Raw genomic sequence first — 13,191 nt, 5'->3', positions numbered from 1 at the left:
ACTTAAGCACCTCTTTGATGACAGCGCCTTAGCGTAAAATAGCTGTGAGCCGGAGGAGATTTTGTTACACTGCTGGGCAGCAGACTATTGAGAGGAAAACCATGGCGAATTTAGATAGTAAGGCGCGTTTACGTTGGGCATGTCGTCGCGGCATGTTGGAGCTGGATGTATTGTTTATGCCATTTGTCGAGCAGGGCTATGATGCCTTAAATGACGAAGACAAGGCGGTGTTTCAACGTTTGCTGGAGGCGGATGATCCGGATCTGTTCGCCTGGTTTATGGGCCATGAGCAATGTAAGGACCCTGAGCTGGCGCGTCTGGTTAAGATCATCCTCGACCGCGTCCGTGTATAGCGGCGCCTTCTCAAACAATATCCCACAACACCGCCCGGTTATGGCGGTGTTTGTTTTTGTCTATGCGCTCTTGTTATTGGCGCACCCGCAATGGCTTTGGGCGCTGTGCAGTGCCTTAATTCTGGCCTTAGGTTATTGCCATTTTTGGTTTCGTTTTCGTCGCTGTTGGCCACATCAGGGCAATGTGCTGATCCAAGGACAACGTGCCGAAGTGCATCAAGCTAATGCTTCTGTTAGCGGTAGGCTGTTGGCTCAATCCCAGGTTTATCCGGGCTTAATTCATTTGCAGCTGCAAGACGATATGGGCGGGAAACGTCATCATGTCTTTATTGCCGCCAGGGCGATGACGCCCGAACACTTTCGTGAGTGTGCCCGGGCGGTGCAATTGGCGCTTAGTCAGCCCCAGGTTTGAGCTCGGTAATATGAGCTTCGGGTAGGTGCTCTGGATAATCCAGGGTGTAGTGCAGGCCACGGCTTTCTTTGCGCGCCAGGGCACTGCGGATGATTAGCTCAGCTACCTGCACCAGGTTGCGCAGCTCCAGCAAATCATTGCTGATGCGGAAGTTGGCATAATATTCGTAAATTTCCTGCTGCAGTAATTCTACCCGGCGCAGAGCTCGCTCCAGGCGTTTGGTGGAGCGCACTATGCCGACGTAATCCCACATAAAGAGGCGCAGTTCATGCCAGTTATGGGTGATCACTACTTCTTCATCCGAGTCACTTACCCGGCTGTCGTCCCATTGTGGCAAGGCCGTGGGCTCATACGGCAAATTCAGCTTGGCGACTATGTCCTTGGCTGCCGCATGGGCAAAGACGATACATTCTAATAATGAGTTGCTGGCCATACGGTTGGCGCCATGCAGCCCGGTGTAGGCGACTTCGCCGATGGCGTAAAGGTTGTCTAAATCCGTTTTGCCGTTAAAGTCGGTCATCACTCCACCACAGGTGTAATGGGCCGCTGGCACTACGGGAATAGCTTCCTTGGTAATATCTATCCCTACACTTAAGCACTTGGCATAAATGGTGGGGAAGTGTTCGATAATAAATTCTTTGTCGCGATGGGAAATATCCAGGTAGACGCAATTAGCGCCCAGGCGCTTCATCTCAAAGTCGATGGCCCGAGCCACTACGTCACGCGGCGCCAGTTCGGCGCGCTCATCAAATTCCGGCATAAAGCGGGTACCATCCGGGCGCAGTAGATAAGCGCCTTCGCCACGCATCGCCTCGGTGATCAAAAAGTTTTGCAACTTAGGATGATACAGGCTGGTGGGGTGGAACTGGTTGAACTCCATATTGGCAACGCGACAACCGGCCCGCCAAGCCATGGCAATACCATCGCCGCTGGCCACATCCGGGTTGGAGGTATAGAGGTAAACTTTACTGGCGCCGCCGGTAGCCAAAGCCACAAAGCGGGCGCTGATGATCTCGACCCGTTCCTTGGCGCGGTTAAATACGTAAAGGCCATGACAATGCTTGCCTTCTTTGCCGAGCTTGGCATCTGTGATCAGGTCGATGGCGTTGTAGTTTTCCAACAGCGTAATATTGGGGTGAGCCAACACCCGCTCAATGAGGGTGGTTTGCACCGCGCGGCCGGTGGCATCGGCAGCATGCAAAATACGGCGATGGCTGTGGCCGCCTTCACGGGTTAGGTGATAGCGCTCATGACCCTTGTCATCGGTTTCCATATCGAAGGGCACACCCTGCTCAATCAACCAGCGCATACAGGTTTTGGCATTGGAGGCCGTGTAGTGCACCGCCTCGCGGGAGCACAGACCGTCGCCGGCGGTGAGGGTGTCTTCAACATGGGATTCAATACTGTCGTTTTTCTTATCGAATACCGCCGCAATACCGCCTTGGGCGTACAGGGTGGAGCCCTCGTTAAGAGCGCCTTTACTGAGTACGGTTACTTGACAATGGTTGGCGAGAGAAAGCGCCAAAGACAGGCCAGCGGCACCGCTGCCGATGATAGCAACGTCGCTGTGATGTTGTTTATTCGGGTTCATGTTATAGTGTCGAGCCGAGGTTTATATTACCTATTATGTTGCCTCTATATGTATCATATTTGCCGCCTGGGCACGACTGAAGTTAACTAAGAACAGAAAAAAAATGCAGTTATTGCGAACTTTTTCATTTCGACCCAGTCAGACTGAGTGTATTTGGTAGCTTGGATACAAGATAAAAGCAAAATAACGCAGAGGAGTACCGGCTCGAATGAGCGAGCAGGATTTGGATTTAGCGCTGGTAAGAAAGGTTCAACAGGGAGATAAAAATGCTTATAACCTGTTGGTCGCCAAATATCAGAACAAAGTAGCAGGATTGATATCGCGTTATGTTGCCAACCAAGGTGACATTGCAGATGTAGCTCAAGAAGCCTTTATAAAGGCGTATAGGGCGCTGCCTAATTTTAGGGGCGACAGCGCGTTTTATACTTGGCTATATCGTATTGCCGTGAACTGTGCAAAGAACTATTTGGTTGCACAGGGGCGCAGGCCGCCGGCAAATGATGTCGATGCTGATGATGCTGAGTTTTATGAAGGTGCAGATTCACTGCGTAGTAATGCCAGCCCAGAAAATTTGCTGTTAAGTGACGAGGTCAGAGACGTCATTTTTGCCACCATTGATAAGCTACCTGAAGATTTGAAAACAGCCATCACTTTACGAGAACTTGAAGGGATGAGCTATGAGGAAATCGCCGCGGTAATGGATTGCCCAGTGGGCACGGTGCGTTCACGTATATTCCGTGCTCGTGAAGCGATAGATAACAAGTTAACTCCGTTAATAGGTGAGTCGTAATTATGACTAAAGCAAAGTGTAGTGAGCAGGACAAAGCCTTTATTTCTGCCTTGGTGGACAATGAAGCCAGTGTCGATACGCTTAACGTTGCTGATGTAGATACAGATACATTGGCTCGTTACAGCCTGATTGGCAATGTGATGCGCTCCGAAACAGCACCTAGCATCCAGTTAGATATAGCCGCGCAGGTAGCCCAACAACTTGAACAAGAACCGGTTCATGCGCAATTCGGCCAAGAGTTTGAGTCAAGCAGGGAAGCACAACCCCAACAGGATAACGTCATCCGCGGTACTTGGTGGCGTGGTATTACGCAAACCGCCATTGCCGCAAGCGTGGCCGTGGTTGCGGTACTGGGCGTCCAGCAATATGGTGCGACGGGCAATGGTGCCGATGAACTACCGCCCTTGCAGTCTAACCCATTTATTGGTGCGGCCTCCCCGGTGAGTTATTCTTCGGAGCCGGCGCTTGAAAATGCCGAACGTGGTTTACGTGAATTACAACATCAGCGCATTGGCGCCCTGGTATTAGAGCATCAGCGTCAGACCCGTGAAGCCGCGCATTTAGCGAACACGGCAAACAAAGATGAGCAAGAACAACAGGAACAATAATAGTTAATGAAGTACCTTTATGTTGTGCTAGTGAGCCTGTGGCTGTTCCCGGCCCAGGCTATGTCGGAGATGACCGCCAAGCAGTGGCTGGACAATATGGCCACCGCGGTTAAACAGCGCAACTTCGTCGCCTCATTTGTGGTGGTGAAAGACCGCGCCATGGAGCCTTACCGCTGGAGTCACGGTATTCATGAAGGGCAGGAACTGGAATTACTGACCTTGCTTAATGGTGCCGGCCTGGAAATGGTGCGCGTTGACGATCGTGTTACCTATTACGAACCCCAAGCTCAACCTTATTCGGTAAAAACCTCGGCGATCAGCGGTCCCATCCCGGAAGTGCTGTTTGGCGACGTGGAACAACTGGCACAAAACTATAATTTCGTGCTTGGTAACAAGGGCCGTATTGCCGGTCGTCCAGCACAGCTATTGCGCATTGAAGCCAAAGACCAGGACAAATACAGCTACTGGGTCTGGCTTGATACCGAAACCTCATTACTGCTTAAGTCCGCCTATGTGAACAATCAGGGTGAATTTTTAGAGCAACTGCAACTGAGTCATATCAATGTCTCGGAAACCCCGGCTCCGGAGTTACTTGAGATCAGCCGTCGTGAATTCCCGGCCCCCTTGCCTCGTAATGAAGAGGCACGAGACCAGGGCAGTTGGCAAATAGGCTGGTTGCCTCAGGGCTTTGAACTACTTAAATCAGATCGCCATAAACTCAATTTAAACAATGAGTTGGCAGATTATTATTTGTATTCCGATGGCTTGGTTGAAGTCTCGGTATTTGTGCAGCGGCCTTTGGCCGGGCAACGTCCGAGCGGCTCGTTAACCTCGGGTGCCACCACCATTTATATCCATAACGCCGGCGCCTTCGATGTCTCGGTGATAGGTAATATCCCCGTCGCTACGGCAAAAAATATAGCCGAGTCGGTACAGCGACCTCTGTAGTTAAGCCCATGATTGAACAAGTTCTTACCGTGGTCGCCGTCAAGGGCGACACCGCGTTTTTACAAGCCGAGCCTAAGCCGGCTTGTGCCGGTTGTAATGGCAAGTGCGGCTCGCAAGTGTTCGCCAAGCTGTTCGGCACAGACAAAAAGCGTTTTCCCTATCAATTTTCCGAGCCTGTGAGCGTGGGCCAAAAGGTTAAACTGGCCCTTGATGACTCGCACATAGTGATGAGTTCATTTGTCGTTTATATCTGGCCGCTGTTATTCGCTTTGGTGACGGCGGTGCTCGCGCAGGCTGTTTTCGGTGTTAGTGAAGGGTTGCAAATAGGCGCCGCATTTGCTGCGGGTGTTCTTGGTTTTATCCTTGCTAAACATAGGCTTAAGCGTGTTGTTCATGATGTGAAAGTGATAAAGATTTACCCTCTTAGCCTGCCAGTATCGCAAAGAGATGGTGATTAGCGTCAATTACAGGTAAAATTGGCCCTTTGTTTACCCGAGCTCAGTTTTAAGAAGTCAGAATCCAATTTATGAAGCATATCCGTAACTTTTCGATTATCGCCCATATCGACCATGGTAAATCGACCCTGTCCGATCGTTTGATCCAAGTGTGTGGCGGCTTAACCGACCGCGAAATGCAGCAGCAAGTATTGGACTCAATGGAGCTTGAGCGTGAACGCGGTATTACCATCAAGGCGCAGAGCGTAACTCTTAACTACACCGCCAAAGATGGTGAAACCTACCAGTTAAACTTTATCGACACCCCGGGACACGTGGATTTCTCATACGAAGTATCACGCTCTCTGGCGGCCTGTGAAGGGGCGCTGCTGGTTGTTGATGCCGGTCAGGGTGTTGAAGCACAAACCCTGGCTAACTGTTACACCGCCATCGAAATGGACCTGGAAGTGGTGCCAATCTTGAACAAGATTGACCTGCCGCAAGCCGATCCTGATCGTGTGGCCGAAGAAATTGAAGACATTGTCGGCATCGACGCCACAGATGCGGTGCAGTGTAGCGCCAAAACCGGTATCGGTATCGATGACGTACTAGAGCGTATCGTGCGTGATATTCCGCCGCCGCAAGGTGATGTGGATGGCCCGCTAAAAGCACTTATTATTGATTCTTGGTTCGACCCGTACCAGGGCGTTGTTTCACTTGTACGTATTATGCAAGGTGAGCTTAAAGCCGGCGACAAGATCAAGATCATGTCGAACGAGCAAGTTCATATTGCCGATAAAGTAGGTATCTTCACCCCGAAGCAGACCACCACGGGTGCGCTGAAAACGGGCGAAGTAGGCTTTATTATCGCCGGTATCAAAGAAATCCACGGTGCTCCTGTGGGTGACACCATTACTCTGGCACGTAATTCAGCACAAGAACGCCTGCCAGGCTTCCAGCGCGTTAAGCCGCAGGTTTACGCCGGTATGTTCCCTATTTCTTCAGACGAGTATGAATCATTCCGCGATGCCCTTGATAAGCTGAGCCTGAACGATGCTTCGCTGTTCTTCGAGCCTGAAAACTCAACGGCCCTGGGCTTTGGTTTCCGCTGTGGCTTCTTAGGCATGCTACACATGGAAATCATCCAGGAGCGTCTGGAGCGCGAATACGATATCGACCTTATCACCACGGCACCGACCGTAGTGTATGAGGTGGTAACCAAAGATGGCACGATTCAAATCGATAACCCGTCTGAGCTGCCGCCGGTAAACGACATTCTTGAAATTCGTGAGCCTATCGTAGAAGCAAATATTCTCGTACCGCAAGAGTACCTGGGTAACGTCATTACCCTGTGTATTGAAAAGCGCGGTATGCAAACCAAGATGAACTATCACGGCAACCAGGTAGCGGTGACTTACGAGCTGCCCATGGGTGAAGTGGTGATGGACTTCTTCGATAAGCTGAAGTCAACCAGCCGTGGTTTCGCATCACTGGATTACAACTTTAAAGAATTCCGCACCGCCGACATGGTACGTGTGGATATTCTTATCAATGGCGACCGCGTTGATGCCCTGGCCATTATTTGTCACCGCGACAACGCTCAAGGCCGTGGCCGTGAACTGGCAGAAGCACTGCGTGAGCTTATTCCACGCCAGATGTTCGACATCGCCATTCAGGCGGCTATCGGCAACCATGTTATTGCCCGTTCAACGGTTAAACAGCTTCGTAAAAACGTAATCGCCAAGTGTTATGGTGGTGACGTAAGCCGTAAGAAAAAGCTACTGCAAAAGCAGAAAGAAGGTAAGAAGCGCATGAAGCAGCTGGGTAACGTTGAAGTTCCTCAAGATGCCTTCTTGGCGATTTTGAAAGTCGGCAAATAATAACAATAAAGGACACCACTGATGGCTGGATATTTTTCCATATTTTTAGTGCTACTTACCCTGGCCTCGGGCCTGATCTGGTTGATAGATCATCTGGTTTATGCCCCCAAGCGCAAGCAGCTTATTGCGCTTGCAGAGGGCGCCAGTGGTAAGCCGCTGGACGAGGAATTAAAAGAGGAAATCGCTCCTGTGCCTGTGCTCACCGAGCATGCCAAGTCGATTTTCCCCATGATAGCCATCATTACCGTATTTCGTTCGTTTTTGTTCGAACCGTTTCAGATCCCATCGGGCTCCATGATGCCAACTCTGTTGGTGGGCGACTTTATCCTGGTACAAAAATACTCATACGGTATTAAGGACCCGGTATGGCGCTCTGAACTGGTAGCTACGGGCAAACCGGAGCGTGGTGATATTGCGGTGTTTAAGTTTCCGCCTAAGCCGGAGCTGGACTTTATCAAGCGTGTTATCGGTCTGCCGGGCGACACCATTGTGTATCGCAACAAGCAGCTGTATATCAAACCGCATTGTGAGCAAGGCCAGGCCGAGCAGGGCAGTTTGCTTTGTGGCGAATACAATAAAATTGCACTAGATATAATTAATAAAGATGAGTTTATGCAAGGGAGTCAGCAACTTGTGCGTCTTGAAGAAGACCTTGACGGCCTTAAGCATGATATTTTAATAAACCCAAGACTGCCTGAGTTTAAGAGCAAGTACTACCAACAACAAGGCACCAAGATTGACGAGTGGGTTGTTCCCGAAGGTCATTATTTTATGATGGGCGACAACCGCGACAATAGTGAAGACGGTCGCGCTTGGGGATTCGTTCCAGAGCCTAACCTGGTAGGTAAAGCGGTCTTTATTTGGATGAGTTTTGAATTTGAAAACACAGCCGATGACTTCTTGCCAAGTTGGGTGCCAACCAGTGTTCGCTTTGAACGCTTAGGTAATATTCAGTAACAATGAAGAAAAACGTAACAGAACTGTACAGTAAAATAGGATATAGCTTTATTGACCAGGGCTTGCTTGAGCAAGCCCTGACTCATCGCAGCCATAAGGGCCAGCATAACGAGCGCCTGGAGTTTCTTGGTGACTCGATTTTAAGCTTTGTCATCGCCAACGCCCTGTATCACAAGTTTCCTAAGGCGCGCGAGGGCGATTTGAGCCGCATGCGTTCAACTTTAGTGCGCGGCCAAACCCTGGCCGAATTTGGCCTTGAGTTTAACCTGGGCGAGTACCTGCGCCTGGGCCCGGGTGAGCTTAAAAGCGGCGGTTATCGCCGCGAGTCGACCCTGGCCGATGCGGTAGAAGCCATTATTGGCGCCGTATTCCTGGACTCAGATATCGACACCTGCAGCGACTTGGTACTGCAATGGTACGCCTCGCGCTTGGACTCTATTTCCCCGGGAATGAATCAAAAAGACCCTAAGACTCTGCTACAAGAGTTTTTACAGGCCCGTAAGTTACCCCTGCCGGGTTATACGGTGATCGATACCAAGGGTCAGGCGCATAACCAGACGTTCACGGTTGAATGTATCGTTGAAGGGATGGAAAGTATTATCTCTGTGGGCAGTTCGCGCCGTAAGGCGGAGCAAAAAGCCGCAGAAAAAGCCTTAAAGATATTAAAGAATGACAGCTGATACGCACACACAGCCACACTGTGGCATGGTGGCCATTGTAGGCCGCCCGAACGTAGGTAAATCAACCTTGTTGAACAAAATTGTTGAGCAGAAGGTGAGTATTACCTCGCGTAAACCGCAAACTACGCGCCACCGCATTATGGGCATTCATACCGAAGATAATTATCAAACCGTGTATGTGGACACCCCGGGCCTGCATGTGGAAGAAAAGCGCGCCATTAATCGTTTAATGAACCGCGCCGCCTCAAGCTCTATCGGTGACGTTGAGCTGATCATCTTTGTGGTTGAAGGGACGCACTGGACCAATGACGACGAAATGGTGTTGAACAAGGTCTGTGCCGGTAAAACACCCGTGCTCTTGGTGATGAATAAAACCGATCAGGTGAAAGACCAGGAACTGATCCCCAAGCATCTGCTCTGGCTCAGTGAAAAAGGCGACTTTGCCGGTATTATTCCGGTTTCCGCCAAGAATAATCGCAATCTTGACCTGATCAAAAAAGAAGTGCGTAAGCGCTTACCACAAAGTGAATTTTACTTCCCGGAAGACTATGTTACAGACCGTTCCATGCGCTTTATGGCGGCGGAGATCGTGCGTGAAAAGCTAATGCGCTTTATGGGAGACGAGTTACCCTATTCTGTGACCGTGGAAATCGAGCAGTTTAAATGGCAAGACAACGGCGTATGGCAAATTAACGCCCTGATCCTGGTTGAGCGCGAAACGCAAAAGCGCATGGTCATAGGTAACAAGGGTGAAAAGCTGAAAACCATCGGCCGTGAAGCCCGTCGCGATCTCGAAGATATGCTCGACAACAAGGTGTTCCTTGAGCTGTGGGTCAAGGTGAAATCGGGTTGGGCGGACGATGAACGCGCCCTGCGTAGCCTAGGTTACGGCGAAGACTAAGCCCATGAATGCGGGCTTTGAGCGCGCCTTTTTACTGCATCGACGGGCCATTAGCGACTCGCAATGGCTGGTCGATTTTGTGGTCGAAAATCGCGGCCTGATGCGCATGATAGCGCGCCTAAGCGGTAAGCAGGCGATCAAACACAAAGCCCAGTTACAACCATTCCAAGCACTCCTTATTCGCTATCAAGGCAATGGCGAGCTCAAATACCTGCAACACTTTGAACTCGACACCGCCTTGGAGCCACTGCGCGGCGACAAGCTCTATTGCGGCTTCTATATGAATGAATTGGCGGCGCGCATCATCCCCATCAATGAGCCTCTGGAGCAGATATTCTCCCTCTATTCCCAGCACTTGCAGGAACTCGCAGGAGCTAAAGATCTGGGTGCCAGTTTACGCTGTTATGAGTTGCAGCTGCTGGAGAGCCTGGGCTATGGCGTCAACTTTGACAGCGACTATCAGGGCGATGCCATTGATGCCAAAGGACAATACGATTACTATCCCGAGCAGGGTTGGGTACGCCAGGCACAACCGGTGCAGGGTTACGGTTTTAGCGGTGCGCATATTCTTGCGTTTGCCCGTTATGATTTTTCCGAGCCGCAAATACAAAGGGCGGCCAAGCATTTTTGTCGTTATATACTCAAACCCTTGCTTGGCAACAAACCACTAAAAAGCAGAGAACTATTTAAATCAAGGTAAGGCAGCATGAAAGAGATTCTACTAGGCGTTAACGTTGACCATATCGCCACTTTACGTCAGGCCCGTGGCACCACTTATCCGGATCCGGCCCATGCCGCCGCAGTCGCCGAGCATGCCGGTGCCGACGGGATCACCATTCACCTGCGTGAAGACAGACGTCATATTCAAGACCGTGACGTCTATGTGATGAAAGACACCATACAAACACGCATGAACCTGGAAATGGCGGTCACCGAAGAAATGCTCGCCATTGCCCTGGAAGTAAAACCGGCCTTTGTCTGCCTGGTGCCGGAAAAGCGTGAAGAGTTGACCACAGAAGGCGGCCTGGATGTAGTAGGGCAGTACGACAAGGTGGCCGATGCGGTAAAACGTTTAAGCGATGCCGGTATTAAGGTAAGCCTCTTTATCGATGCCGATGAAGCGCAAATTGATGCCAGCGTAAAAGCCGGTGCTCCTTATATCGAAATTCACACCGGCGCCTATGCCGATGCCGAAAACGACGCCGAGCAAGCGGCAGAGCTTGAGAGCATCCGCGCTGGCGTACAATATGCCCACGCTCAAGGCCTGGTGGTTAACGCCGGTCATGGCTTGCACTACCATAATGTAAAGCCTATCGCAGCAATGCCTGAGATTTACGAGCTTAACATTGGCCATGCGATCATCGCCCGTGCGGCCATCGATGGCATGGAAAAGGCCGTACGTGATATGAAACGTCTGATGCTAGAGGCGCGGGCCTAAGAGGGAAGGGGGTCAGGACGCTGATGGCGTTTTGATATTGAGATACTTTCTTTGGAAAGCCGGTGTTTATCGCCGGCTTTTTTGTTTTTGTTGAGATCTTGTCGGGTCGCCGACCTCGACTTAGAGGAAATGCTTGTCCATTTCCTCTAAGAACTCCTAGGACACCCGTGATTCGCTTATGCTTCCGAACTCAGCGTTTTGTTAAACGTTCCGCTTAGCTTTCAACGCGGTTTAACGAGGTGTCCTACCTCGATAAACCTAACTCCGCCTCCATGCTCCGTTGTTGCAAGCACACTCCACAACAAAAGCTGATTTCTCCTGCGCGAATCCAAACGGGAAGGTCGATACCTGTTACTTCAGAATTTGCTGATGGGCCGATAAGTGTCTTGTTAGCAGACTTACGCAAAAAGACGATACAGTCCATAATAAAACCCCAAGCCTAAAAAGGCTGCAAAATGCCCCATCCACTTTGTTGCTGAGTCAGAGGATTTACTCTGGAAATAGCCAACAACAAAACCTAAGAACAGTACTGGTAAGAACAATGCCATTGGAATAATCGTAGCACTCGGCGTTCCTTCATACTCCCTAAGACTCTCGATGAGCTGCTTTAACTTTTTGGGCAGTACCGAATTAGCATAAAGCGCTGGAAATAACGAAAAGTACACCCAGAAGAAACCTAAAAAAAATGTGGGCAGAACTAATGCAAACCATTCCTTATTAATAGCTCTTTCCTCTTGTCTGCTAACGCCTCACCAAGAGGTGAGTAATTGTTGGATAAAATGTGAAACGAAGCGGAGCCAAGCCAACTGTTACAAGTCCCGTTTCAGTGGTTTGTTATGTGAAATTACACGTTCTCCATGAAAATTCCACCTGATTTGCATAGTTACTTCAGATATAGGCTGTGAAATAAATTCCTGAACCTTATCACAACGTACTACAACACCATCGGTGCTTAGAGGCACAAGTTGACCAGTCCAAGCTGAGCAATTAGCAATTAGTTTTTTTTCATCTGTATATGCCTCAAAATCAACCTCCACAGTCTTCCAAGTACTACTACCTTTGTTACTTATAACACCTGAAATCTCTATCACATCGCCCATATCTTTATAACTTTGAATGCTGAAATATAAATCATGGCTCGGGTCATAATACATATCAGGAATATCACTTAAAAACAGTTCATCAGAGCTGATTGTCATCGACTCTCTTAACTGCTGCGCTTTTTCCATAGCATCTTCGAAGTCATTCAATCGATCTTTTTTACTTAGGTGATAGTGTGCTTCATCAACAATAGATATTCCCAGACCTAAAAGAACACCAATACCTAAGTATTTAAATACTGACTTCACGAATTTACCCCTTTCACATAACGCCGTAATAAACGGCACAAAATAGCAGGCTAAAATTGGCGACGAAGGAGCACAAGCCTGCTGTTTTGTGTCCTTTTTTTAATTACTTTGTTAGCTGTACGATTTTTATGATTTTGTTTTCTTTAGCTATTGTTAAGTAGCTAATTTCTAGGCAATTACCATTTTTTATAACTTTACCTGGTAACTCTTTTTCATAGAAAAAAGGTGTTCTTGTAAAGCTATTATAAGAAAACTCGACCTCTTTCACTTCGAATGTTGCTGTATGTCTCTTAACTTCGTCTAGACGATAGTTTTGAATACAACCTGATACAAGTGAAAACCCACCCGAATCAATCTGTTTTTTTACATCGATATCTTGTCGTAACTCTGAGTATGTACCAAACAATGCAATGAAAAAAATCAATCCAAAAATTGTTAAAAGCCAATTTCGTGAAATCTTAACCATGCTCAATACAAGATCAGAGGCGGCTGGCAAACTAACAAAAGCTGCAAGCAAAAATAAAACAGGTAGCACCCACAAAAAGTAATCAATGCTGGGGTTTAAACTGATTTCAAAATATGGGCTCAAATTTCACCTAGTACAGCTAACAATTTAATATCGAGCGATTGGGTCGTTTTTCTACCGCAATCTGTCTCGTTTTTGTCCTAAGACCATTGATAGCAAATTTAGGAAGTACTTACCAGCATTGAAGTTACGAGACATTGCTATAAACCTGGACACGACAAAAACGACCGATTGGGTCGTTTTCCTGACTATGGGAGAAACTCATCGATTATGGATGGATAACCAGTAATTTCGGTGGAAGTATGAACGTCAGTTTTCCGCTTA

16 protein-coding genes are annotated in these 13,191 nt (G+C 48.9%); 12 read left to right on the top strand and 4 right to left on the bottom strand.

The annotated features are described in order from the left end of the window. Positions 1–101 precede the first annotated feature (101 nt). Entirely contained in the window at positions 102–353 is a 252-nt protein-coding gene (locus C2M34_RS08695) for an FAD assembly factor SdhE (protein ID WP_105213710.1), read from the top strand. Beyond that, a complete protein-coding gene (locus C2M34_RS08690; protein WP_158681407.1) occupies positions 286–765 on the top strand; it encodes a protein YgfX in 480 nt (159 codons plus the stop codon). The genes C2M34_RS08695 and C2M34_RS08690 overlap by 68 nt, the downstream gene beginning before the upstream one ends. On the opposite strand, the gene nadB is transcribed toward C2M34_RS08690, so the two are convergent. Then, positions 746–2,356 (bottom strand): L-aspartate oxidase, encoded by a 1,611-nt coding sequence (gene nadB / locus C2M34_RS08685; protein WP_105200755.1) that lies wholly within the window; start codon positions 2,354–2,356, stop codon positions 746–748. The genes C2M34_RS08690 and nadB overlap by 20 nt on opposite strands. Positions 2,357–2,564: 208 nt before the next feature. Here nadB and rpoE point away from each other — a divergent pair, with 208 nt between their 5' ends. From rpoE to pdxJ, 10 genes are all read left to right on the top strand, one after another. Next, entirely contained in the window at positions 2,565–3,146 is a 582-nt protein-coding gene (gene rpoE / locus C2M34_RS08680) for an RNA polymerase sigma factor RpoE (RefSeq protein WP_105200754.1), read from the top strand. Positions 3,147–3,148: 2 nt separating this feature from the next. Next, positions 3,149–3,754 carry a sigma-E factor negative regulatory protein gene (locus tag C2M34_RS08675; RefSeq protein WP_105213708.1) on the top strand — a complete coding sequence of 202 codons (606 nt, stop codon included), beginning with the start codon at positions 3,149–3,151 and terminating at the stop codon, positions 3,752–3,754. 6 nt (positions 3,755–3,760) lie between these two features. Further along, positions 3,761–4,702, top strand: coding sequence for a MucB/RseB C-terminal domain-containing protein (locus C2M34_RS08670; RefSeq protein ID WP_105258554.1), 942 nt, complete (start codon positions 3,761–3,763; stop codon positions 4,700–4,702). 8 nt (positions 4,703–4,710) lie between these two features. Then, a complete protein-coding gene (locus C2M34_RS08665; protein WP_105258553.1) occupies positions 4,711–5,160 on the top strand; it encodes a SoxR reducing system RseC family protein in 450 nt (149 codons plus the stop codon). A 68-nt stretch (positions 5,161–5,228) separates the two neighbouring features. Beyond that, a complete protein-coding gene (gene lepA / locus C2M34_RS08660; RefSeq protein ID WP_105200750.1) occupies positions 5,229–7,016 on the top strand; it encodes a translation elongation factor 4 in 1,788 nt (595 codons plus the stop codon). Between the two features lie 21 nt (positions 7,017–7,037). Next, positions 7,038–7,973 carry a signal peptidase I gene (gene lepB / locus C2M34_RS08655; protein ID WP_105213706.1) on the top strand — a complete coding sequence of 312 codons (936 nt, stop codon included), beginning with the start codon at positions 7,038–7,040 and terminating at the stop codon, positions 7,971–7,973. A gap of 2 nt (positions 7,974–7,975) precedes the next feature. Then, positions 7,976–8,653, top strand: coding sequence for a ribonuclease III (rnc, locus tag C2M34_RS08650; protein WP_105200748.1), 678 nt, complete (start codon positions 7,976–7,978; stop codon positions 8,651–8,653). Further along, a complete protein-coding gene (gene era / locus C2M34_RS08645; RefSeq protein ID WP_105258552.1) occupies positions 8,643–9,554 on the top strand; it encodes a GTPase Era in 912 nt (303 codons plus the stop codon). The genes rnc and era overlap by 11 nt, the downstream gene beginning before the upstream one ends. A 4-nt stretch (positions 9,555–9,558) precedes the next feature. Next, the gene (gene recO / locus C2M34_RS08640; protein ID WP_105213705.1) at positions 9,559–10,254 is read left to right on the top strand and encodes a DNA repair protein RecO; all 696 of its coding nucleotides are present in this window, start codon (positions 9,559–9,561) and stop codon (positions 10,252–10,254) included. A gap of 6 nt (positions 10,255–10,260) precedes the next feature. Next, the gene (pdxJ, locus tag C2M34_RS08635; protein ID WP_105190570.1) at positions 10,261–10,992 is read left to right on the top strand and encodes a pyridoxine 5'-phosphate synthase; all 732 of its coding nucleotides are present in this window, start codon (positions 10,261–10,263) and stop codon (positions 10,990–10,992) included. Positions 10,993–11,390: 398 nt separating this feature from the next. Here pdxJ and C2M34_RS08630 read toward each other — a convergent pair whose 3' ends face one another. The 3 genes from C2M34_RS08630 to C2M34_RS08620 form a co-directional block, all read right to left on the bottom strand. Continuing rightward, on the bottom strand, positions 11,391–11,657 hold the full coding sequence (locus C2M34_RS08630) for a hypothetical protein (protein ID WP_105200744.1): 267 nt from the start codon (positions 11,655–11,657) through the stop codon (positions 11,391–11,393). Positions 11,658–11,801: 144 nt separating this feature from the next. Then, positions 11,802–12,341, bottom strand: coding sequence for a hypothetical protein (locus tag C2M34_RS08625; RefSeq protein WP_105200743.1), 540 nt, complete (start codon positions 12,339–12,341; stop codon positions 11,802–11,804). A 103-nt stretch (positions 12,342–12,444) separates the two neighbouring features. Next, positions 12,445–12,930: a hypothetical protein gene (locus C2M34_RS08620; RefSeq protein ID WP_105258551.1), complete on the bottom strand. Its 486-nt coding sequence runs from the start codon at positions 12,928–12,930 to the stop codon at positions 12,445–12,447. Between the last annotated feature and the right edge of the window lie 261 nt (positions 12,931–13,191).

Source organism: Pseudoalteromonas sp. T1lg88 (assembly GCF_002964765.1).
Taxonomy (GTDB): domain Bacteria; phylum Pseudomonadota; class Gammaproteobacteria; order Enterobacterales; family Alteromonadaceae; genus Pseudoalteromonas.
Note: the sequence above shows the minus strand (reverse complement) of the source record. Positions and strands in the feature narration are given on the sequence as shown.